General features: G+C 58.3%; 28 protein-coding genes and 1 pseudogene. 12 read left to right on the plus strand and 17 right to left on the minus strand.

Annotation, left to right across the window (positions count from 1 at the left end; all coding sequences use genetic code 11):
• Positions 1-99: 99 nt before the first annotated feature.
• Both GR198_RS31860 and GR198_RS31865 read right to left on the minus strand, forming a co-directional pair.
• On the minus strand, positions 100-1,440 hold the full coding sequence (locus GR198_RS31860; protein WP_245279682.1) for a polysaccharide biosynthesis/export family protein: 1,341 nt from the start codon (positions 1,438-1,440) through the stop codon (positions 100-102).
• 198 nt (positions 1,441-1,638) lie between these two features.
• Positions 1,639-1,794, minus strand: coding sequence for a hypothetical protein (locus GR198_RS31865; protein ID WP_164049532.1), 156 nt, complete (start codon positions 1,792-1,794; stop codon positions 1,639-1,641).
• Between the two features lie 242 nt (positions 1,795-2,036).
• On the opposite strand from GR198_RS31865, the gene GR198_RS31870 reads away from it, so the two are divergent.
• Positions 2,037-2,990, plus strand: coding sequence for an NmrA/HSCARG family protein (locus tag GR198_RS31870; protein WP_164070261.1), 954 nt, complete (start codon positions 2,037-2,039; stop codon positions 2,988-2,990).
• A gap of 59 nt (positions 2,991-3,049) precedes the next feature.
• Here the strand turns inward: GR198_RS31870 and GR198_RS31875 are convergent, their stop codons facing one another.
• Entirely contained in the window at positions 3,050-3,970 is a 921-nt protein-coding gene (locus GR198_RS31875) for a LysR family transcriptional regulator (RefSeq protein WP_164070262.1), read from the minus strand.
• Positions 3,971-4,066: 96 nt separating this feature from the next.
• Positions 4,067-4,666, minus strand: a complete 600-nt coding sequence (locus GR198_RS31880) for an NADPH-dependent F420 reductase (protein ID WP_029874357.1) — start codon at positions 4,664-4,666, stop codon at positions 4,067-4,069.
• A gap of 111 nt (positions 4,667-4,777) precedes the next feature.
• Here GR198_RS31880 and GR198_RS31885 point away from each other — a divergent pair, with 111 nt between their 5' ends.
• Positions 4,778-5,707 carry a LysR family transcriptional regulator gene (locus GR198_RS31885; protein ID WP_164070263.1) on the plus strand — a complete coding sequence of 310 codons (930 nt, stop codon included), beginning with the start codon at positions 4,778-4,780 and terminating at the stop codon, positions 5,705-5,707.
• 155 nt (positions 5,708-5,862) lie between these two features.
• Here GR198_RS31885 and GR198_RS31890 read toward each other — a convergent pair whose 3' ends face one another.
• Positions 5,863-6,852 carry a LacI family DNA-binding transcriptional regulator gene (locus tag GR198_RS31890; protein ID WP_164054786.1) on the minus strand — a complete coding sequence of 330 codons (990 nt, stop codon included), beginning with the start codon at positions 6,850-6,852 and terminating at the stop codon, positions 5,863-5,865.
• Positions 6,853-7,452: 600 nt separating this feature from the next.
• Between GR198_RS31890 and GR198_RS31895 the strand changes: the two genes are divergently transcribed.
• Entirely contained in the window at positions 7,453-8,958 is a 1,506-nt protein-coding gene (locus GR198_RS31895) for a DegQ family serine endoprotease (RefSeq protein WP_164023222.1), read from the plus strand.
• A gap of 129 nt (positions 8,959-9,087) precedes the next feature.
• Here the strand turns inward: GR198_RS31895 and GR198_RS31900 are convergent, their stop codons facing one another.
• A complete protein-coding gene (locus GR198_RS31900; RefSeq protein WP_029874361.1) occupies positions 9,088-9,453 on the minus strand; it encodes a hypothetical protein in 366 nt (121 codons plus the stop codon).
• Between the two features lie 72 nt (positions 9,454-9,525).
• On the minus strand, positions 9,526-9,930 hold the full coding sequence (locus tag GR198_RS31905; protein ID WP_029874362.1) for a hypothetical protein: 405 nt from the start codon (positions 9,928-9,930) through the stop codon (positions 9,526-9,528).
• A gap of 190 nt (positions 9,931-10,120) precedes the next feature.
• Between GR198_RS31905 and GR198_RS31910 the strand changes: the two genes are divergently transcribed.
• The 8 genes from GR198_RS31910 to GR198_RS31940 all read left to right on the plus strand — a co-directional run bounded on the left by GR198_RS31910 (position 10,121) and on the right by GR198_RS31940 (position 13,269).
• A complete protein-coding gene (locus tag GR198_RS31910) occupies positions 10,121-10,420 on the plus strand; it encodes a hypothetical protein (RefSeq protein WP_011650973.1) in 300 nt (99 codons plus the stop codon).
• A gap of 140 nt (positions 10,421-10,560) precedes the next feature.
• On the plus strand, positions 10,561-10,824 hold the full coding sequence (locus GR198_RS31915) for a DUF1488 domain-containing protein (RefSeq protein WP_003546348.1): 264 nt from the start codon (positions 10,561-10,563) through the stop codon (positions 10,822-10,824).
• 70 nt (positions 10,825-10,894) lie between these two features.
• The gene (locus GR198_RS31920) at positions 10,895-11,257 is read left to right on the plus strand and encodes a hypothetical protein (RefSeq protein WP_029874363.1); all 363 of its coding nucleotides are present in this window, start codon (positions 10,895-10,897) and stop codon (positions 11,255-11,257) included.
• A 70-nt stretch (positions 11,258-11,327) separates the two neighbouring features.
• On the plus strand, positions 11,328-11,474 hold the full coding sequence (locus tag GR198_RS35595) for a hypothetical protein (protein ID WP_017959492.1): 147 nt from the start codon (positions 11,328-11,330) through the stop codon (positions 11,472-11,474).
• A 66-nt stretch (positions 11,475-11,540) separates the two neighbouring features.
• On the plus strand, positions 11,541-11,984 hold the full coding sequence (locus GR198_RS31925) for a pyridoxamine 5'-phosphate oxidase family protein (protein ID WP_029874364.1): 444 nt from the start codon (positions 11,541-11,543) through the stop codon (positions 11,982-11,984).
• A gap of 213 nt (positions 11,985-12,197) precedes the next feature.
• Positions 12,198-12,434 carry a hypothetical protein gene (locus tag GR198_RS31930; RefSeq protein WP_164070264.1) on the plus strand — a complete coding sequence of 79 codons (237 nt, stop codon included), beginning with the start codon at positions 12,198-12,200 and terminating at the stop codon, positions 12,432-12,434.
• Positions 12,435-12,550: 116 nt separating this feature from the next.
• Entirely contained in the window at positions 12,551-12,733 is a 183-nt protein-coding gene (locus tag GR198_RS31935; protein WP_029874365.1) for a DUF3606 domain-containing protein, read from the plus strand.
• A gap of 335 nt (positions 12,734-13,068) precedes the next feature.
• The gene (locus tag GR198_RS31940) at positions 13,069-13,269 is read left to right on the plus strand and encodes a hypothetical protein (RefSeq protein WP_029874366.1); all 201 of its coding nucleotides are present in this window, start codon (positions 13,069-13,071) and stop codon (positions 13,267-13,269) included.
• A 549-nt stretch (positions 13,270-13,818) separates the two neighbouring features.
• On the opposite strand, the gene GR198_RS31945 is transcribed toward GR198_RS31940, so the two are convergent.
• The 9 genes and pseudogenes from GR198_RS31945 to GR198_RS31985 form a co-directional block, all read right to left on the minus strand.
• Entirely contained in the window at positions 13,819-14,004 is a 186-nt protein-coding gene (locus tag GR198_RS31945) for a hypothetical protein (RefSeq protein ID WP_003546334.1), read from the minus strand.
• A 126-nt stretch (positions 14,005-14,130) separates the two neighbouring features.
• Positions 14,131-14,559 (minus strand): DUF1515 domain-containing protein, encoded by a 429-nt coding sequence (locus GR198_RS31950; protein ID WP_164070265.1) that lies wholly within the window; start codon positions 14,557-14,559, stop codon positions 14,131-14,133.
• Positions 14,560-14,575: 16 nt separating this feature from the next.
• Positions 14,576-16,183, minus strand: coding sequence for a hypothetical protein (locus tag GR198_RS31955; RefSeq protein WP_164070266.1), 1,608 nt, complete (start codon positions 16,181-16,183; stop codon positions 14,576-14,578).
• A complete protein-coding gene (locus GR198_RS31960) occupies positions 16,180-16,407 on the minus strand; it encodes a hypothetical protein (protein WP_164070267.1) in 228 nt (75 codons plus the stop codon). Before GR198_RS31960 ends, GR198_RS31955 begins: the two co-directional genes overlap by 4 nt.
• Before the next feature lie 4 nt (positions 16,408-16,411).
• A complete protein-coding gene (locus tag GR198_RS31965; RefSeq protein WP_164070268.1) occupies positions 16,412-16,774 on the minus strand; it encodes a hypothetical protein in 363 nt (120 codons plus the stop codon).
• Positions 16,774-17,238, minus strand: a complete 465-nt coding sequence (locus GR198_RS31970; RefSeq protein ID WP_164070269.1) for a lysozyme — start codon at positions 17,236-17,238, stop codon at positions 16,774-16,776. Before GR198_RS31970 ends, GR198_RS31965 begins: the two co-directional genes overlap by 1 nt.
• Positions 17,213-17,467, minus strand: coding sequence for a hypothetical protein (locus GR198_RS31975; RefSeq protein ID WP_113546225.1), 255 nt, complete (start codon positions 17,465-17,467; stop codon positions 17,213-17,215). Before GR198_RS31975 ends, GR198_RS31970 begins: the two co-directional genes overlap by 26 nt.
• Positions 17,468-17,563: 96 nt before the next feature.
• Positions 17,564-18,709 carry an acyltransferase family protein gene (locus GR198_RS31980; protein ID WP_164070270.1) on the minus strand — a complete coding sequence of 382 codons (1,146 nt, stop codon included), beginning with the start codon at positions 18,707-18,709 and terminating at the stop codon, positions 17,564-17,566.
• Between the two features lie 267 nt (positions 18,710-18,976).
• Positions 18,977-19,120, minus strand: a pseudogene (locus tag GR198_RS31985) (lysozyme); the annotation flags it as partial.
• Between the two features lie 227 nt (positions 19,121-19,347).
• Here GR198_RS31985 and GR198_RS31990 point away from each other — a divergent pair.
• On the plus strand, positions 19,348-20,340 hold the full coding sequence (locus tag GR198_RS31990; RefSeq protein ID WP_164070271.1) for an acyltransferase family protein: 993 nt from the start codon (positions 19,348-19,350) through the stop codon (positions 20,338-20,340).
• A 59-nt stretch (positions 20,341-20,399) separates the two neighbouring features.
• On the opposite strand, the gene GR198_RS31995 is transcribed toward GR198_RS31990, so the two are convergent.
• Complete coding sequence (locus GR198_RS31995; protein ID WP_164070272.1) at positions 20,400-21,320, minus strand: methyltransferase domain-containing protein; 921 nt, start codon at positions 21,318-21,320, stop codon at positions 20,400-20,402.
• Positions 21,321-21,539 lie beyond the last annotated feature (219 nt).

Consider the following 21,539-nt stretch of genomic DNA (forward strand, 5'->3'; position numbering starts at 1 on the left):
GCGTTTTGGACCGCGTGACAAATCGCAAATCGACGATGCCCCTGAGCTGTTTGGCCGAGAGGAGGATTAAACTCTCCTGGAAGAGTATGTGGCTAAGTCTCAATGTACTTTGATCAGATCGCCAGGCTGTAAGACCGTTTCTTCGGTCGCAGGTTCGACGATGACACCATTCGGTCCAGGCCGAACGATTTCAAATTCAACACCAGCGCTATCATTCGACGATACCATCGACCGGAAGATTTCAAGATCGCTCTCGGTCGTCTTCAACGCCGTGGATAGACCTCTTTCGGCATCCGCTGCCGACTTTTCGATCTCGATCTTGCGTTCGATTCGATCGCGCTCAACGTCCTGTTTTGCCATCGCCAGCCGTTGCTTTGCGCTCTCGACATCGATGACGGCTTGCTGCTTTCGATCTTCCGACTCGGTCAGTTCGCTTTGTGCCCGGGTCAGCTCAATGCTGGTGACAAGTTTGTTTTTGGCCAACTTCTCGATACTTTCCAGCCGATCCTGACGGACCCGAATGGTGGCATCATAATTGCCGACGCGTGCCTGACGCAGATCGAGATCGGCCTGAGCATTGGCCACAGATTTTGCGTAAGCACTGCTCTGCGCATCCTTGCTCGTCGTTACCAATTGGCGCTGCCATGTCTCATCATCCAGCAACCGTTGGGCATCGGGATCGGGACCAAGAATAGGTGCACCAATGCTGGCAATTTGTACGGAATCGCGCTTCGCCCTGAGCACCTCGGTTCGCGACGCAAGCCGCTTCAGATCGGCCAACTCAGCCTTCAACCGCTCGATCTGGCGGGTAATTTCCACACTCTGCCATGGCTCAATACTCTTCGCCGCCATGCCACCCGCTTGCGCAACGGCATGCAGAACAGTCATGCCATCAACATATCGAAACGAGCCAGGATTACGAACCGGGCCGGTAATATAAACAGGCTGGTGCTCAATCTTGACGATAGTCACGAACCCCTTTCTGCCGACCAAACTTTCGTACGAAGGAAGAATGATCGCCTCGACATCCGTCGGAGGAAGCCCTCGAACCGGGAAGCGTCCCAAAAGCGGAAGCGAAATCGTTCCGTCCGCTTCAACGACGTATTCGCCCGTGAGCTCGGGCCGCTGGTAAAAGTTCCAGGGAACCGTGCCCCGCGAGCCCGTCCAGCGATCTTCGACGGAGGCCAAGCTTTCGTAAAATGCGAGATTCAATTTATCGCCTGAGCGAAGACCGTCACGCAACAATTGAGGCTGCCGGGCCGAAGTCTCACCAGATGTCACAACCGAGACCGCTTCCTTGGGCGCAGGTAACTCTTCCGCTGCTGACGCCACTGGAACAATCGCCGCAAATACAACGCATAGTATTTTTTGATTTAGGCGAGAACCACTTCTCAACCTATATTCAGGCATAGCTGGCGATATTATATGCGAAAGCTTCATGTTTCGAATTTCCGCCTTTAAAACGCTGAACACCCTCTAATCTCTTTAAGGTTAACATAATATTAACCATATTCAATAGTACTTAACAATGATTAATACATCTGACAGGCAGGCTAAGAGTCTGAATTGAAAAGAATTCAATAAATATAACATCTTGCGGCGGCTGGGCAGCACTTCGAAAACCTTGACCTCATCGGTTTATTTGACGATCTGCAGGGTGAACTTTGCGATCTTTGCAATGCAGCTCTGAGCCAAGGCCAGCGTTTGAGAAATGGCTTCAAGAACGACACTTGCGCCGTCGCGATCCTGAATATCGGCGGTGTCCCGGGGATGGCTTTCGGCGCTTCCGACCATCCGGGCGCGAGTTTCGGCGTTCTGATCCGGGATGGCGAACCGACTTGTATGCGCGCTTGGCCGGTGTCATTTATCCAGAAAATGGCATTATGTTATGTATTTCAGATATCTACAGCCAAAGAACCTGTTGCGATAGGGTGCCCGCCATCGAGATGGGCTCTCGGCACAGGCCGACCGCTCTCCCGCAAAATGACGCCCGGCACCGCAGTCGGCGTCAATGACAGGGAAAGGTTTGAAGCTCTATGTCTGCACATGAAAAACCACTGATCGCGATTGTCGGTGCAACGAGCAAACAGGGGCGCAGCGTCGCCGCGACGCTCCTTGAGAGCCAACGTTTCCGGGTGCGCGCTTTCACCCGGAAAAGGGATTCGCCTGAAGCTCTACGCCTAGAGGAACGCGGCGCTGAAATCGTCACCGTCCCTCTCGAACTTGGCCGTCAAAAGGACCTCGTTGCCGCCTTCAAAGGCGCGGATGGCGCATTTCTGATGACGCCGCCGATCGCCCCGCCGGAGACCATCGAGGCCCCTCTCGGCCGGCAACTGGCGGATGCCGCCCTTGAGGCCGGCGTCGGGCATATTGTTTTCAGCACGCTTGAGAATGTCGACAAGATCACCGAGGGCAAGAAGTACGCGCCGCATTTTACCGACAAAGCGCGTGTTGCAGACTATATTCGCGGCCTGCCGATCTCTCATTCCTTCGTCATGCTGGCATTCTTCTACACGAATCTTCTCGAATATTATGTGCCGCGCATGGAGGGCGATACGCTACTCCTGCCGGTTTATCTTCCTGAAGATTTCCGAGCGCCGTTTGTCGATCCGCTGACGGCGACCGGGCCGGTCGTCCTCGAGATCTTCTCAAACCCCGAGCGTTACAACGGCAAAACGCTGCCGATCGTCGGCGACATCATTTCTCCACGCGAGATGATCGAAACCTTTCAGCGCGTGACCGGCCTCAAGGCCGAGTATCGAAACGCTTTCACCCGGGATGGCCTGCTGCACTATTTTCCAGAGTTTGCCGCCAACGAACTTCTCGTTCGAGAGCTTCTGGGGATGGTCGAATATGCTGTCGACTATGGCTATTTCGGCAAGGAGCACGATCTCGAATGGAGCCGTCGTCTGAACCCCGATACGCTCAACTGGGAGCAGTATCTGCGGAAGACGGGGTGGCGTGGCGATAAGCGGTCTTTTGGACTCTGAAGCATGTCGCGCAAATATGTGCAGCGGTTTTGCGATAACGACGTGCTTAAAACAAAGACTTACGACGGCCGGATTCCCGGTAATCTGGAAACCTCGGCGACGAGAAAGTCGACGAGCAGCCGAACGCGGGCAATGGCTGCACGCTCTGGAACGATCAGCAAGCTCACCGGAACCGGTAAAGGACGATAGTCGCCAAGCACGACCTCGAGTTGGCCGTCGTCCAGAAGATCGTGGACCAACCAGAGGTGTGCGGGACCAATGCCGCGTCCGGCGGCAAAGGCTGCGCGCGCCGCAAGCCCGTGATCGACGCGCAACTTGCCACTGACGGGGATCATCAGGCTTGTGCCATCGGGAGAGGAAAGAACGAGCCGATCGCTGCCGGCCACATTCGACATCACGACGGTTTCGTAGCGTGACAGATCGGCTGGGCGCTCGGGCCGTCCGTGGACGGACAAATAGGTCGGTGCGCCCACCAGCAGCCGATGGCTCTCTCCGAGCGCATGCAGTTTCATCGCGCTGTCGGCGAGAGGCCCAAGACGGAGTGCGACGTCGACGCCTTCGCGAACCAAGTCGATACGCTCGTCCGTCAGGTTGAGGTCGACGCGGATGTCCGGATGCTTGTCCTGGAAATCAAAGATCAGGCGCGTGATGTGCATCACGCCGAGCGCTGCCGTACAGGAAAGCCGAACAGCGCCCGCGGGAGCCTGACGGGCATCTCTTGCTTCTTCGGCAGCCTGTTCGACCAGGCGCAATATCTGCAGGCAGTTGGTATAATAGCGGCTACCCTCGTCGGTCAGGGTCACGCGACGCGTGGTTCGGCTGAGGAGCGGTACGCCGACAGCCTCTTCAAGTTCATTGAGGTGCCGCGTCACGGTGGATTGACCGACACCCAACTCTCTTGCGACCATCGACAGGTTGCCGCGTTCGGCGACGCGGACAAAGGTGCGCATCCTGTCCAGAGACAGTCCCGTGTTATCCATTTTTCAGCACAATGATCGTCATTCCCTCGGTATAGGGAATAATCCGGGCTTTGCCTAGTCAAGCAGATCGGCCGGATTGATCCGGCCGGTCGCTGTTCATCCGAATTTGACAAGGTTGAGGACAGGCAACGGCCCGCCGGGGAATTGCGCGAGCTTGCCGCCGATCGAAATCGGCCCGAGATCGATGCCGGCAAAGCCCAGTCTGGAGATCAGCGCGCCCACCTCGGCCTTCGATTGGGCATCGTCGCCGGAATAGAAGAGCACGCGGCTGCCGCCCTCGGCGCGAGGATCGGCTGAAACCAGATGCGCCAGAAGATGGTTGAATGCCTTCACGACGCGAGCGCCGGGCACCAGGCTCGCGAAGACTTCCGTTGATAGGCGGCCATTCAGCTCGGCCGGCTTGAACAGCGGTCCTTCGATCGGATTGTTGGCGTCGATCACGATGCGGTCCGCCCAGTCGGGAAGACCCGCCAATGCCCTGGGAAGCTTTGACCAAGGGACGGCGACAAGGACGAGGTCGGCTTTCGCCGCCTCTTCGATCGTCCCCGCCGTAATGTGCGGCGACAGCTCCTCGGTCAGTTCCTGCAATGTGTCAGGGCCGCGACTGTTCGAGATCGTGGCAGCGATGCCGTTGCGGGCAAGGGCTCGGGCGAAGGCGGAGCCGATCTTGCCGGCGCCAATGATACCGATGGTCATTGCGATAACTCCATTGTTTGGTTTCGATGGAGCGAATATCGCCTCGTTATTCCCTTGTGATTAGACGGAATTGCCTGTTATCAATTTCAAGCATTCATTGAAAGTCACGACATGGAGACGCTCGCAAACCTGGAATCCTTCGTGCGCAGCGCCGAGCTTGGCAGCTTCTCCTCGGCGGCACGGCGGCTCGGCCTGACGCCGGCGGCGGTCAGCCGCAATGTCGCAGCACTTGAAGGCAACCTGAAGCTCAGGCTGTTTCAACGAAGCACCCGAAGTCTGACGCTCACGGAAGCAGGCGAGCGCTTTCTGCTTTCAATCCGTGACCATCTGGACAGCCTGCAGGGAGCGATCTCGGAGGCATCGAACGAACAATCCGAACCATCCGGCGCGCTGAAACTCAGCATGAGCCCGACACTCGGCATCGGCTACATCCTTCCGTTATTGCCGGAGTTCATGCGGCGATATCCGATGATCCGGCCGGAATGGATGTTCGAAAACAGACAGGTCGATCTGATCGCCGAGGGTTACGATGCTGCGATCGGCGGAGGGTTCGAATTGGCGCCCGGCATCATCGCCAGGGCATTGGCGCCCGCTCATATTATCCCCGTGGCATCACCGGGATATATGGGCGATCGGGTTCCGCCTCATGATCCGTCCGGCTTGCACGAACTCGACGGTATCGTCATGCGCTCGATGCGGACGGGTCGAATTCACCAGCGGCAGATGCGCAATCTTGCTGGAGATGAGCAGCCTGCGGCCTTGAAAGAGACGATCGTCGTCAACGATCCCACGGCAATGCGATCCGCCGCGCTGCTCGGCCTTGGTGTCACGATGATTGCCAAGGCGGATGCTCTTGGCTATCTGGAGAGCGGCGAGCTGATCCGATTGATCCCGGCGTGGTATGCCGATGCAGGTCCGATTTCGATCTATTATGCAAACCGCACCCTGCTGCCCTCCAAGACGAGGGTGTTCATCGACTTCCTGACGGAGGTTTTTCAACGTGAGCGGTGGCCGGAACGATTTGCAGGAACACTGGGCTGATATCGGCAGACACAAAGCTGGCAGATCGTACCAGATTGCCGCGTCAAGCCGCGCCAAAGCAATTCCAGGAAAAGTGTGAAGCGGTTTTCCGTACGGAATTGCTTAAAAACAAAAACTTAGAGCGGTTCTGCGTTTCCATGAAAAGCTGAACCGCTCTAGCGCGTCGAGCCGCGAGGGATGATGGAGAAGCCGCAATCGACCTTGTCTTCGCCGGGCGGCTCGTCGCGGATGGCGCGCAGCAGCATGTCGGCGACGCGGTAGCCGATATCGTAGCGTGCAATCTGCACCGTCGTCAGCGGCGGCTGGGTGAAGGCCGAAAATTCCAGATCGTTGAAGCCGCAGATGCCGACATCCTCCGGCACGCGGATGCCGCGCACGGCGCATTCGATGAGCACGCCGAGCGCCAGATCGTCGCTTTGGGCAAAGACGGCATCAATATCCGGCACGCGCTGCAACAGGCGGGCAAACAATTCCCTGCCGAGGCCGGTGCTGCTTCCCTCATCGCCGCCAATGGCGAGATCGGGATCGAAACGGCCGGCTTCCCGCATCGCGGCCTCATAGCCTTCCTTCCGGCGGCGCGAGCGAATATCCGTGCCGCGGCCGATGAAGCCGATCCTCTCATAGCCCCTCGACAGCAGGAAACGGGTGGGTTCGGCGCCTGCCGCATGATGATCAAGGCCGACGACCAGCCTTGCCGGCTCCTGGCTGAGATCGGTGATATGGGCGATCGGACAGGTGGCATTTTCGACCAGCGGCAGAAGATCACGATAGGATTCGGCACCGGCGATGATAACGCCGGCCGGCTTCTGCGTCAGGAAGGATCTGAGCTCGCCGGCCTCGCCGTCGACATGGTGGAGCGTATTGGAATATTGCACGCGGAATTCGGTGGTGCGCAAGCAATCCTCGATGCCGATCATCAGGCCGGCGAAGCCGTGCTGGTGCAAAGCGGGCGTGATGACGCCGATGATGCCGTTATGGCGGCCGGCGAGCGCCCGGGCGGCAAGATTGGGGACATACCCCATCTCGTCTACCGTGCGCAGGATGGTCTGGCGCAGATCCTCCGAGACGATTTCGGGATTGCGAAGCGCACGCGAAATCGTGATGGGGCTGACCCCCACCTTCTTCGCCACATCGCTCAACTTCACATGCGCGCCGCGCCTGGCTTTCCGCCCCCGCTCCACTGCTGCCCCTCATCGCCCCTTATACGTCGCCCGCGAGACTCGCTTGCCCTTGATTCGCGGTCTTCACTTTCTGAAGAAGAAATAATTTAGAGTCTACTAACATTTTATATTCGCAACAGGATCCGGGAATATAACTTCCGGAAAGAGCAACAAGATCGTCTGTCGGCAAATTACGGACGTATGCGGCGAACGGATCACCGCCTCCGGGAATAAGTCCATTTATTTTCGAATGAAAACATCGCGGAGGACGCCAAGCGAAGCAAAATCAGGCCGGAATTTTTGAGACGCTCAAACGCTGGGTGAGCGAAGATTAAATTCCAGCCATATCTTACAAATCGGCAATATAAACATGATCAAACTTTAATTTGTAAATCCGCTTGGTGGGATCATATGAATCCCGAGCGCCAATTCTTCTCTTCCCCCCGGTCGCCGCCCCCGACGACTGCGCGTTCCCAAGAGGAATTGGCGCCAAACGCCATCCGACGCCAGGTCCCAGGACATGGAACCACGACGCCATCCAAGCCAACGCTCTCGCAAGGGACCACCGCCCAAGGGATCACCACCATGTCACACATCCTCCGCAACCATCGCACCGCAGCCCTTGTCGGGGCCGCCATCATCGCCGGCGCAGCCTGCCTGCCCTTCGCCCTCAACGCCTCCAATGCCGTTGCCGCGCCTTCGGATACCGGCGGCATTCTCGCGCCCAGCGGCTCCTTCGCCTCCATCGTCGATGCCGACAAGCCTGCGGTCGTCACCATCACCACGACAATGAAGGCGACCGATGTCAGCGCCGGAGAGCAGGAATCGCCGATGGACGAGCAGTTCCGCCAGTTTTTCGAGGATCAGGGCATCCCGCTGCCGCGCCAGGCACCGCAAAAGCGGCCTTCGCAGCAGGCGATGGCGCTCGGCTCCGGCTTCATCATCAGCCCCGACGGGGTGATCGTCACCAACAACCATGTCATCGACAATGCCGTCGACATCAAGGTGACGCTGGATGACGGCACGGAGCTGCCGGCCAAGCTGATCGGCACAGACCCGAAATCCGATGTCGCCGTGTTGAAGATAGAGGCGGGCAAGCCGCTGCAAACCATTGCCTGGGGCGATTCCGACAGGCTGAAGCTCGGCGACCAGATTCTGGCGATCGGCAACCCCTTCGGCATCGGCACCACGGTGACGGCAGGCATCGTCTCGGCGCGCGGCCGCGACCTGCACAGCGGGCCCTATGACGATTTCATCCAAATCGACGCGCCGATCAACCATGGCAATTCCGGCGGCCCGCTGGTCGACCGCAACGGCAATGTCGTCGGCATCAACACCGCCATCTATTCGCCGAACGGCGGCAGCGTCGGTGTCGGTTTCGCCATTCCTTCCGATGAGGCCAAGGCGATCGTCGCCAAGCTGCAGAAGGACGGCTCGATCGATCACGGCTATCTCGGCGTGCAGATCCAGCCGGTCACCAAGGATGTCGCCGATGCCGTCGGCCTCGACAAGACCGGCGGCGCGCTGGTTGCCGCCGTCACCGCCGATACGCCGGCCGCCCATGCCGGCCTGAAGCCCGGCGATATCGTCACCTCAGTCGGCGGCGAGAGCGTCAAGACGCCGAAGGACCTGTCGCGCCTGGTCGCCGACCTTTCGCCGGGCGCCAAAAAATCCCTCAGCGTCTGGCGCGACGGCAAGACGATCGATCTCAACGTCACCGTCGGCACCAATGAGGAAGGCCAGAAGCAGGCGGCGGCCGAAAGCCCAGACGCCCAAGGCCAGAGCACCGGCCAGCCGAGCCTCGGCATCGGCCTTGCCGATCTGACGCCCGACGTGCGCCAAGAGCTCAACCTGCCGCGCTCGATCAGCGGTGCTGTGGTCGCCAAGGTCGCCCCGGACAAGTCGGCGGCTGCCGCCGGCATCCAGTCTGGCGATGTCATCGTCTCGGTGAATGACAGACCGGTTCACAACGCCCGCGACGTCAAGACCGCAATCACTGAGGCCGGCAAGGCCGGCCGCAAGTCGGTGCTGCTGCTCGTCGAACGCGATGGCAACAAGACCTTTGTCGCCGTGCCGTTTGGGGCGGCCTGAGCTTTGCCGCAAACAGGAAAAGCCCGCCTGGCGCGGGCTTTTCGACGGACGGAGCGGAGACAGCTTGAAGCCAAGCACCGCTCAGGCGGCAAAAATCTATAGAGCGCCGTCCGTGCCTCTATTTCCTGCTCAGGGAGATTTCAGCTTCGTCCGCTTTGCACGCCTACGAAATTTGCCTGTTTGGCGGTTTACCTCTTGCTGCTTTACCGCATCGGAGTGGCTGCGTTGCGCGGCCTCCAATTGCTGCCGCGTCGGGAGATCATGGTCGTAGGTGGAAGCACTGAATGCCGTCGCGTTATCGAACGGACCTTTGTGTGGACGCGCCAGACCATAGGCGGCGCTATCGATCCCCTCCTCCGCTGACGACGACCGCGCTTGACGCGCCTGCGCTATGAGATCGTCTGCAGTCGGGCTTAAGGTTGCGATTTTCCGCAAGAAGGCGATGATTTTGCTTTTCCTGGCCCTGTCCTTTTGATCGGCGGGAATCCCAGACATGTCTTCTTCCTTGTTCGTCATGTCATCGCGACGATCGATCGGGGGGTGCCGGCGACATCGCAGCAGGCCCGTTCACGGGATCTCGGATACTCGTTCAGGCAGCCTGGTTTTGGGAAAGCGGTAGGCTGGCGGCCGCAGCGGTGCGTCCGCCCGCCCGGACGCCGTATACCGCGCGATCCGATGGGCTTTCACCGGGGCACCGCCGTCATCCTGCCATCGGGCAAAGGAGCCGTCTTCCATTGCATGCGGAAGCGGGCCTGAACTCAACTGTGTCGCGAGATACATTTTCAGCGACGACCTCAAAGCGGCCTCATCGACGATGCCCATCTGGAAACAATCAATGAGGAAACTTGTGGCGGTGATCTCACCCTCATCGGCCGCGTGGGTTTCGCCGCCGCGAAAGCCGGCCTTTCGCAGAATACGATCGAGCATTCTCAAATTGGCGATATCGAAAAACTGATCTGATGTGGAAGACATGGCGTCCTCCTTCGTTGGGGCTAGGGTTCACTGGCGCTAGCATCACTGGCGCGCCCCAAGCAGCGGTGCCCGTATCGTGCCCGCCGATAAATTAGCTTGCGCTTATTGCCGGCTGACCGCAACCTCATTCGGCAGCCGCCATTGATAATGCCATGGCGGAACCCATTTTAGCTAGAGGAGGATACGCATCATGCAGTTCAACGATGAAGCGACCCTCACAAAGCCGTCGGCATTGCCGGTGGAAAGGCGTGCGCTGGTCGATCACCTGCGAGAGGCGATCGCGCGCCTGACGCACGGGCTGGCAGCCGCCGGATTGGTGGAATTCGTGCCGCCTCTGCTGGAGATCAACAAAGTTCTCCGCGATATGACGGACGAAATTTCCCGTGCGGATTCGCTCTATTCCGATGAGGTTATCACGGGTACGATGCGCTTGATCAAGACATCGGAAGCCTTGCTTGAAAACCGGGTTATCGTGCAGACCATCCATTAAGATCTGCCGACGCCCGGACATGCAGGCAGGCTGATCGCTGGACATCCGGCGTCAAGCTATTCGCTCCCTCGTGCATCCATCATCACCACCGGTGCCCGAGTTCCGCAGATCGGCCGCGCCCAGTTCCAAGGATAACCGCAATGACACTTATTTTCCCCAATAGAAGCCGCAGCTTCGACGAAGCGAGAAAAGGCGTCCGCTTCACCGGCTATGACGGCATGTTCGAAGTCCGGTTTCTGGTCGAAGAGGCAGCGCTTGGCAGCGCGATCACCCAGAACTCTTCCGAGGCCGCATACCTCAATGCCTTTGATGCGGCGCGCTCTTCCATTCAGGAGGCCGCATCGAGAGCCTATCAGCATCGACGCGGAAACAACTTCACGCTCACGGCCGCGGATTTTCGCTAGTCGCGGGGGAGCATCGAGCGAAACGGCCGTCATCCTGCTACTGCGGGATGAGACAGGGGGAGCAAAGCATATGGTTTCCACACGATACCGCCCGAAAGACCTGAAGCTGGCGCGTCGCCATATCGTGAAGGCGGCGCATCGCGTTGCCGATCAGGAAATGCTGATCAGGAAACTATTGCGCAAAGGCAGACCCTCCGGATCGGCCTATGCGCTGCTCAGCAGGCTCTACGACGACCAACGGCGGAAACTCGATCGGCTGAAACTGATCGAAGCAATGGTTGAGGTAGAAGGGCAATTGTGTATGGACGTGCCCAGCAATCCTGGCCCCTCCGCGCCGCCCCTTGCGATCGTGCACAGCAGCGGGATCTCTCTGCCGGATCGGCAATCCGCCACGCCTTGTAGCGCAGATGATTGGCGCCCATATCTGGTGTAGTGGCAGCTTGTGAACGGGCGCTGCTTACCGGGCAATCAGAGTTACCCGGCCCCAACCAAAGGAGGGCATGATGTCTTCCACGGTAAACATCCATTCGTGGAAACGCCTGGCGCAGCATATCGGCAGGTTCCGGTATATCGACTTCCTGGTGAAATCGACACCAGCAATCTGTCTGGCCTTTATCGTCTATATCATTCTCAACGATGTGTTCTGGTAGCGCTGCAAAGACTGTTGCCGCGAGCCGAAGATGCTTTGCTGCCTATCAAACGAAGTGGATAACGCGATGCAACTGCGAGAAATGGGTGAACAAGACTGCCTCGCCTTTCTGGCAGGCCACACCCGTGGCCATCTGGCATGTCTCGGCGAGAAATATCCCTATATCGTTCCCATCCAGTATGCTTATGAAAAAGACCGGCTTTTCGTATTTTCCATGCCGGGCCTGAAGATTGATCTATTGCGGGCTCATTCACCAGCCTGTGTTCAGGTTGAAGAATTCGGCGAAAACCGAACGTGGAAGAGCGTGCTTGTTCAGGGCACCTATGATGAGCTGACCGATACGCCGGCCCGGCATGACGAACGCCTCCACGCATGGTCTCTGCTGCAGAAGCAACCGTTTTGGTGGGAACCGGGATCGCTTGCCTTAAACTCGGAAAGCGAAGACAGCCCTGCTCCCTCCATATTCTTCGGCATTTCGATTGAGGTGGTATCGGGCAGGCAAGTGGTTTAGTATGGAGCCTTCAGGCTCGCCGCGCCTCTATCCTTGATTCGCAAGGTGGCGCAGCTGCATGATATATGGAAATCCAGACAGACACTTCCAGCTAAACGCTGTCCGATACCAGCCTTTCCCATAGGGGCGCGGATTGCTTGATGCATCCACCAACGTGGCCAGCTGAACCGCAGCACTGCGTTCAATGCCACGCGACCACTCATAGGGAAAACGATGCCAGACGCACCTGAGAATGAAGCGCTTTTCAACATCACCGGACACTATGTGCAGGAATTGAAGGCCGTTCTTCAAAGCGAGAGCATTGTCGAAGGCACCGACTACGAAAACAGCGCCTTTAACGAAAAACGGCGGAACGAAGGACTGCACCTGCTGCGATTCCACAAGACCGGCACGGCAGCGCAGGCAACGCAGATCTGGGAAAAACATATGACGGCCCGAGCGCATCGATAGGACGGCCCCAAGCCAGTTCTTCGATTGAGGCCGACTTGAAAGCGCCGGTTCTCCGATCCTCGCTCCGGAGGCGGCGTTGGCACGTCCGGCGCAACATTGCCTTGAAAGGAAAAATCATGACCAATGACACAACCAAAAAGACCCAGCCCGCCAAAGCGGCCGTGGCCGACGCACCCTACGACGTCATCTATTTCGCGAAAAAACATCGCATTTCCAACGAGGATGCCAAGGACATCATCGAAAAGCACGGCGCCAATCGCAAAGAGGCGGACAAGGCCGGCCGGCGCATCAGCGTCTAAGGCAGAGTATGATTTGGCAGGCGTTTAAATCCTAAAGTCTTTATTTGATGCATGTCGTTGTCCCAAAACCGCTGTACGGTTTTGGGCGAGATGCAGCAGCCTCTGTAGCCTTTGCATCTGCCAGCGATGCCACGATGCAACAGCAACGGACGAATTAACCCTACTGGCTTACCTTAATATCAGCATGCGCTTGAATACCTCAGCTCCTATGCCATCGTAGCGTCACGATAACACTTCTGGTTCCTGAAGCAGCTCGCCGGAACCATAGCCGCCTTTCTGGGGAGAGGCCGGCTTGCCTTCATAGGGCCCGAGCTCAATCGAATGGAGGGTGCGCCATGAACAACGTCTTGGAATTTCGGGCAAAATGCCCGCATGTCGAAAGCCTGTCCGACTGCCGCGAAGCGCTTGAACCTGCCGTCATGAAGATCGTCAGCGACGCCATCGGCAAGGGATACACGGCCGCGGAAGCCGCCATGGTAGTTGCCGATATCGCCGACGATTACATCCTCATGCTGTCGCGGCAACCACGGCATTGACACGCTTGCGGGCGCGCAGCTGTGCCTTCCTGAGCTATTGCAGGTTACGACGACAGACATGGCTTCGCCCGCTGCCGATAGCCGGAGCAAAGTCCTTCCGTGAACTGCTTGAAGTGGACCGCGCAGCAACTGCAGGGGTAGCAGTGGTACAGGAGACGAGACCTGCCGCGCGATCCGTCGGCAAAACCCCTGATATTGCCTGAAGTTCCCGCAGAGATACGGCATCGCGACCCCGAAAAATCCACCTAGGGATCATCGACAACCTGTCCGGGCACATTACGACCATCACACCGATAAGCTCCGCCGGGCGAAAACCGACAGGCAGATCACAACACCAACGAAAAACCCCGCCGGAGCGGGGCTTTCAGCAGGTCCAAGTGGAGGAAGCCGAACGTTCGGCCGACGTTTTAGACAAGATCAATCATTTCAAAATCCGGCAAAAGCACCTCTTTCGCGAGCGTTCACGGCGCCGCTCTGTTCCGCTCAATCTTTGAATCATTGCCGTAATGTAGCGTGTAATGATCACTTGCGACGTGAACCCCTCCCCAGCTAGCGCCACCTTGGCTGGCGGGGTGGAGCATTGGCCTGGATTTCATGCAGCGGCGCCCGCGACCCGAGAAGTTTCTTCAGCTTCTTCTCCTCCGCCGGGCCGATACCAAACTTGCGGCAATGCTCCGCAACATCGTGCTCTCGCGGGCCGGGAATGCGAACTTGGCGATTGCTCATGCTCTTCATGTCTGTTTCCTCCTGAGAGGAAAACCAGCAAGGCGCAGATTTGTTCGTTAGGGAAGTCTAAAATTTAGGGGTTTGTTTGCTTCGGTTTGGGGCGAGTGGGTCTGCTGACGCCCTGGTGCTCGCCGATCAATTGATCTTCAACCAATGCCGAAGCGCCGCCACCGCGCCATCGCTGGCATAGGCAATCATCCCGCCGATCGTCAGGCCGGCAAAGGCGATCAACCCCGATATCCCATAACCGATCGACTTCATCCGTTTCCACTCTTCAAGCGCCGGCCCCACCGCCTCCTGGTTCTTCTCCACGGTCTCCTTGAGGCTCTTGATCTCCTCGCGGATATGCACATCCGCGCCGCCGCTGATCGCCACCCTGGTATCGAGATGGGCGATCTGCCTGGCCTGCTCGTCGAGCCGCTTGTGGATCACGGCGCGGCTGTCATGGGCGTTGACCTTTTCGTCGCTGACCTCGTTGCGCAGAAGTGCGACGTTTTCCTCGATACCGGTCAGCCTGCCCTCGACGCGCCCGAGGGCGCGCAGGATATCGTCATTGGATGTCATCTCTGTCGGTGCTCGCCTAGGGGTAAAATTTCAGCTTTTCGGATTGCGGCAAGCGGCTGACAAATCGCAAGATCCCTTGCAGCACCGGATGGACGTAAGACGAAACGTCGAGGTTCATGCCGTGGGCGAGCAGCGCCGCATTGTCCTGGACATTGGTGGCAAAGACTTCAATGACCTTATAGTCCGCCGTCCCATCGCCATTGTCGACGCGGTCGTAGGTGGTTCTCGATGTCCAAAGACCAGGCTGATATTCGAACATGATGCGAGTGCCGTTCGGAACCGAAGCCGGCAGCTTGATCGTGTCCCACGTCGTCACGCCGTCCTGATTTCCAGGATGTCCGACGACGTTCCCGAGCGGGAACATTTCAGCGGCCGGCGACTTCGTCGGATCAATGTCCGCGGTGAAGGCGAGCAGATGATCGATGACCTTGGCGTAACGAGAACTTGCCTTGATGGTGTTGTTCACCGTCGCCAACGTGGTTGTCCATAAGGCGGGAACCGCATAGCCCGCGACCGTCCGGCCGCTGTCCGACGAAGCCGTCATGGTCGGAATTATGGTAGCGGCGACGACATGGATCCCCGCCCCATAACGCGTCTTGACGCGGTCGACCAGGCCGAGCTTGGCGTTCGACCATGTGCTTGGCGTGGCGCTGTTATCGTTGCGGCCGGACTGGTCGAGAACGAACGTCCAGATATTCTTGCCGCCGTTGTATGTGTCCCGGATCGCGTCGATCATGGCCCAGCGCTTGGTTGCCGACGTCGCCAGTTCCTGCACAGACTTCGAGCCGGGGACGCCCATGATGACGGGTATGATACTGCCCCATACGGGATCTCGCACATCAAGCCAGCGCAGCCACATGCCCATGTTGCGCCTGGCATCGGCCGTGGCGGCAATCTCCTGGCGCTCGATGAGGCTATCGGACAGGACCATCGGAACCGGCCGGCCGTCCCACCCCTTGGCCAGAACCATTGCAGGGCCATAGGCAAGAGGCTGCGAGTTGCTCTCATTGCCGACTGTATTATAGAACGTATCGCGGGCCGGCGTGCTCGCCCCGTTCGCCAGGGCCAGCGCCCGAATTGACGTCAGATCGGTGGCGGCCCAATATTTTTCGCCCCGATGGCGCTGGCAGCGATAGCCGCCAATATAGGTCTGCCCGACCGTACCGTGCCACACCGTTCGGATGCCGAAGACAGACCAGGCCGGCAGGGCGCTTGGCAGCGTCACCTGCCCGTAGACAATGCCGGTCGACGCCGTGACGGTCGCGGTTGCGTTGCCGCCGAAGAGCACCGGGTATTCCGTGCCATCCGGATGGATGAAAAACACCTCATCGATCGCAATATCGGCATTCGGCAAGATCGTCTCCTGCGGCGCAAGGCCGCCCTCTGTGCAGCCGAAACCCACAAAGGGAATAAGGAAATCGTTGGTTTCGTAATCAGGTGAGCCAAAGAACAGCTTCGAACATTGATAGTTCAGGTCGGCCGCGTAAGTTTGCGTGAAACCCGCCGGCCAGCGGGTGCCCGTGGCGGCCGGCATGTAGCGGCTGACATCCGGCACCCATGGTGGGGGTATCGCAGGGGCCCCGCCCATCGGCTTCGTCAGGGCAAGCGAGATGGCATTCATCATCGGTGTCTTTCCAATCTGCTGGTGAGGTCGTCGTAGAACTGGAGGGTGCGCCCCTGGCGGGCATTGGCGCGGTCGAGCGCCTGGCGCTCGCGAGCGAGGATGGCGATGACGGGCTCGCCTTCCACAACAGGCGCATGCGCTTCCTGCCGGCGGAGATCGTCCGGCAACGGCGGCAGAGCGATGCCGGCCGCCGCCTGCCCCTTCGTCGCCGTCGCCTTGTTCAATCGCTCAGTGGCGGAGCAGCCACTGACGATCAGCAGCAGTGACAGCGCAAGCGCGGTTCTTTTGCGAAAGCTGAAGCTCATAGGATTGGATCTCGGTTTCGAGTGTGTCTTTGGCGGCGTGCTCGGCGGCTTCTGCGGCGGCGAGGCGCTTGCGGTGCTCTTCGCCGGCCTCGGCCGCCGCGTTGCGTTGGCGCTCCATCTCGGCGGCCTGGGCCTCGGCTGCACTCTTCTCGGCAACAAGGACATAGCCGGCGCGCGCCTGCCTTGCCGCCGAGGGATAGCCGATCGAAACGGCATAGAGGTGATAGAGCATCAGGCCAGCGGCGAGGCCGGCGCCCATCTTGAGCGTGTCGAGGATAGAGAACATCAGATGCCCTCGAGGCAGAACTGGCGTTCTTTCTGCCGGCGCCTGACAAGGCCCGGAAAGACGATGCCGGCGGCGCGGTTCCACTTCAAAAGCGCCTCGCAGCCCTCTGCAGTCCTGCCCTGGTTGATGAGTTTGATCGCGCTCGAACCGCAGGCCGCCTTGACCCCGACATTATAGGCAAAGGAGGTCAGCGCCACGAAACGCGGATCCGGCAGGGGCACGTGCACGCAGCTTTCGACACCCCCGGCATAGGTCTGCAGCTCCAGCGCCAGGAGCGCCTTGCACTGCTCCACCGTCTTGCGGTCCCCCGGCTTCACGCCATTGGTGCTGCCATAGCAGATCGTCCACGGCTTCCCCTGCGTCGCCGGATCGGGATAGGCATTCTGGCGCAATCCCTCGAACGATCCGACAAGCGCCACAGCCATGGCCGCGGCGGCACTACCCTTCTGCAGGCGGTTTGCCATTCAAGTCTCCTGAGATTTTCTGCTGAACGAAAATGCGGGCGATGATCGCCGCAACGGCCAAGAGGCCTGTGATCGCCGACATGGCGAGCTGGATGTAGATGTTGCGCGACACCCAGGTGGCGGCGACGAAGGTGTAGACGGGCTCGATGATGATGAAGAGCAGCGCCAGCGCCATGAGACGGACGCTCCAGGCACGCTTCAGCACCTCGCGCCAGTTATGGACGAGCATAGGGGGCTCCGGATTTTGAATACGGCAAAGCACCCGTCTCGAAGGAGACGGGCGACATGTTTTGGTTATTCAGTAAGGCGACACGTTCAACGTACGCTATCGAGTAGTCGGATAGATCCGATCACGAAGCCTGAATATCGGCTGCTCGATGTATTTGTAGGACAGGGCTGCGAGCAGCAGCGTTATTGCCGTGAAAGCTAAGAACTCACCGGGACCATGCAATTGAGGCTTCACGCCGAAACTTGGCTCCAGCCAACGGGGTGTCACGAAGAAAAAGAACGTGTAGTTCACGACCTGATGATAGACATAGGCACCATAGCTACGCTTGCCTATGAACACTAGAACCGGGGCTTCCATCACCTTCGCTGCGGTCGTCGCTTTGCCGACAGCCAAGAAAAATATCAGCGATGAGGCGATCATATAAACCGGCACGTCGGCAAGTACTTTGCCAACAAAGCTAGTCCGAAACGCGAATATACCTTCGCTCATCTCCGTCAATGACAGCAGGCAGAGCCCCACGATGCCAACCGTCAGAATTGCGGAGAAACAGCGCGACACCGCGGGCGTAATCCGGCCTGTCGAAATGATGATGGCGACCGCTGCGCCAGCAGCCAGCGAATCCAGATTTCCGAATGTGACGAGCACATTCGCCTGCCCAAGATCGGCATACCAGGCAAAAGCGCGCCAGCCGATCGCAAGGGCAAATGCTCCCAATAGCGAAAGCCTCCAAGCATTCGGCCGGAGAAAGATGACGATTGGCGCCCAGAAAACATAGAACTGCTCTTCAACCGCAAGCGACCACCACGGGGCGGCTGGTCCATAAATTCCGATATCGCCTCGGAGCAACACATTTGAAAGATTCTGCACGAAGAAGACGTGATAAATCACATCCTCCCGCACAGCGTCATTCAGCCCTATGCAAATGACAAATGCGAGAGCCAGATAATAGATGGGCTGAATACGGAAAAATCGGCGGCCATAGAAGCCCTTGAGAAGCTGTAACCCCTTAGCCTCAGACCTTCGGCCGGCTAAGTCGACGAGTATTCTCGTGATTAGAAAACCGCTGATCACGAAGAATACTACGAGCCCGCCTCGCCCCCATTCGGCGACCTTGTTAAGATAGGGAAGCGGTGACCAATGAGCCATCAGCACCAGAAGTAGCGAGATTGCTCTAAGTCCATCCAAGCCGCGTATGCGACCGCGCGCCTGTGTCTCGAACTCTCGATGTGCAAGAGCATCCAACGTCCGATCCCTCCGTCTCTCCGGCGGAATAGCGCACTCCTGCTGGGATTGAAAGCACCCCTAAACGTTATCCGCGTCTAGAGGGGGTTAGTTCAGGCCGACCGCAGCAGTAAGGGCGGCGACGGCCAGGGGGGCGCGCTGTTCGGCGCCAGCTTCATTGAGATGCGTATTATCATAGCGACCGGATGGGCCGATCAGTTCGACGTTCTCGCCGGCAAAGACGGTCGAGTTGTTGACGACGGTCGCCTGAGCAGCGAGGATTCCGGCATTGGTGGCGCCGTAGCGGATCGTCCACTGCTTCCCCTGCGTCGCCGGATCGGGATAGGCATTCTGGCGCAATCCCTCGAACGATCCGACGAGCGCCACGGCCATGGCCGCGGCGGCACTACCCTTCTGCCGGCGGTTTGCCATTCAGGTCTCCTGAGATTTGCTGCTGGACGAAGGTGTAGATGGGCTAGATGATGAGGAGAGGCAGCGCCAGCGCCATGAGGCGCACCGACCAGGCGTGCTTCAGCACCGCGCGCCAGTTATGGACGAGCATGGGGGCTCCGAATTATAGATGGGAGCAATCAGGCCCGCTGAGGTCCGATCATTGTTTTCCTATTGTGGTGTTTGTCGCCAGTCGGATAAGGTGGGGAATGAGATCCGATCAGCAGAGAGTTTTGGGGCTGGACACCGTTAGGGCGATTGCAGCCCTTTCAGTCGTATTCGCTCATCTTCTCGGGCCGTCGTTGCCTGGGGTTGCGAAGTACATTTTTACCGGCCACCCTGCCGTGATCGCCTTTTTCGTGGTTTCCGGCTTCTGTATCCACTACCCGTATCGGTTCCGTGACCTGCAGGTTGCGCCATTCCTCTCCGGCCGCTTCATCCGGATCGTACCGCCTGCCGCCGCCGCCTTGATCCTGGCTCAAGCGATGGGCATAAGGGCCTACAATCCGATAGACGGCTACATTCTATGGTCCGTCGTGTGCGAAGCCGTCTACTACTGCCTGTACCCGCTGATCTTACCGATATCGCGCCGGATCGGATGGAAGGTTCTTATCGCCGTTTCGGTCATTGCCTCCTATGGCGTAGCAATTGGCCTCGGCTCGGACCAATATGGGAACGCTATGAAATACGGGCCGCAACTCAATTGGGTTGTCGGTCTACCTGCCTGGCTTCTTGGCTGCTATCTCGCTGAAAATCTCGACCGCCTGAAACTTCCAGGTAATGTTTGGGGCTGGCGTGTCGTGACTGCCGTAAGTGCTTCCACACTTTATTGGGCGACGATGAACACGGCCGCCGGCTTTTACCTGACTATGGTGCCCTTCGCTGTGCTGGCGGGATGCTGGATGCTGGCGGAAATCAAGAATGCGACAGATCGAGGCCCTGTCAAGGCTCTGGAAAAGATCGGCGCCGCTTGCTTTTCGATCTACCTTATCCACGTCATCGCGGCGGCGGCTGTTGAACGGTTTGTGACACCGCCGATTGTCGTTTGCGCCCTATCATTGGTGCTCGTCTACCCGTTCTATCGATGGATCGAGAAGCCGTGCCATGCCGCCGCGCGCCGTGCCAAGGCAAAGATGGGGAGTTTGGAGCTCCGACGCCGCTTGGAAGAAGGCGTCCATCCTGCGGCTGAAAAATCCCCGTAATGCAAAAGGCGACGCCAGAAAGCCGCCTTCGCTGGTTTCAGAGGTCCGGGACCGAGCGGCTATTTCGACAGGATATAGCAGTGGAATGCACTGCGTTCGTCGTTAATGGCACCCATCGCCGCGAGCGGAGTGGCGAACATTCTGAGAGCGCTTACCCACTCTGCTTTTATGCCTGGCATCTTCTCGCGATCAACGCCATCAACCATTTTCATGAGGGCCGGGAACATTGGCCGGAAACCAATGTCCCAGGTCTGGATTATCGCCTTCGGCAAGTGCTGCGAGTGGCGTGAAACCGAAAGTCCGGCTCTGGCGAAAATTTCTCGCCAATCCTCATCCGATTTCGATTGCTTGATGTTGTCACTCAGTCTGCCGCGATCAAGTAGCTCAAGCCACTTCCATCGTTCGTCTTTCGTCTCAACATACAACGAGTTGTAGAAACTATACTCCGGAAGCGTGTCGTTCGGGAGCATCAGGCAAATCGTGCCGCCCGGCTCCAAGATCCTTCTCAATTCCGTGAGAACGCTTATTGGGTTGTCGAGCCAATAAACGATGTTCGAAAAAATAGATCCGAAAGAATTGTCATCGAAAGGAAGAGGACCGTTCCCATCGCCCTCAACGGTTTCTTTGTAGAACCCAAGCGCTGCCGCTTTTCGCAACAAGTTGGCCTTGTGGTCAAAGCCAACGCTTATCTGATATGACGCCGGAATGTTGACTAGAGGGTCGAAGCTCTCATCGTAGGCGTCATACACATCAGCTTTTTCATAGAACCGGTCGAGTTGTTCCGTCTTCTGGAAGGCGTCGAATTCGGCACTGAACCGCCCGCCTGCCCTGATGAACGAAAACAACCCGTCCCCGCATCCAAAGTCCAAGGATCTTCCCTTGAGTTCAAACCCCTTCATTGCCTCGATATCGAGAAACCGCCAAATGGCCGTTTCGGGACGTAGCCAATATACGCTCAGCAGTTGATCTAAAGCCGTCATTAATTCCCACCACAGCAAATCCTTCCGGCACGCTATATGATGGTCGGTCGTTGTTCAACGCATGGCTTCAAGGTATTCATGAAGGGTGTTGACAGAGCCGGCGTGGAATGTGTCGGAAACCCACAGGACATAGCCGGCAAGCTGTTGCCGTTTTATGTCCCGGCTGTGTTGACGCTCGATACGGGCATGGTTGCCTCGCGGGTATAGAAAAAAGCGATT

Origin of the sequence: Rhizobium leguminosarum, assembly GCF_010668065.1 — a bacterium.
Taxonomy (GTDB): Bacteria; Pseudomonadota; Alphaproteobacteria; order Rhizobiales; family Rhizobiaceae; genus Rhizobium; species Rhizobium leguminosarum_S.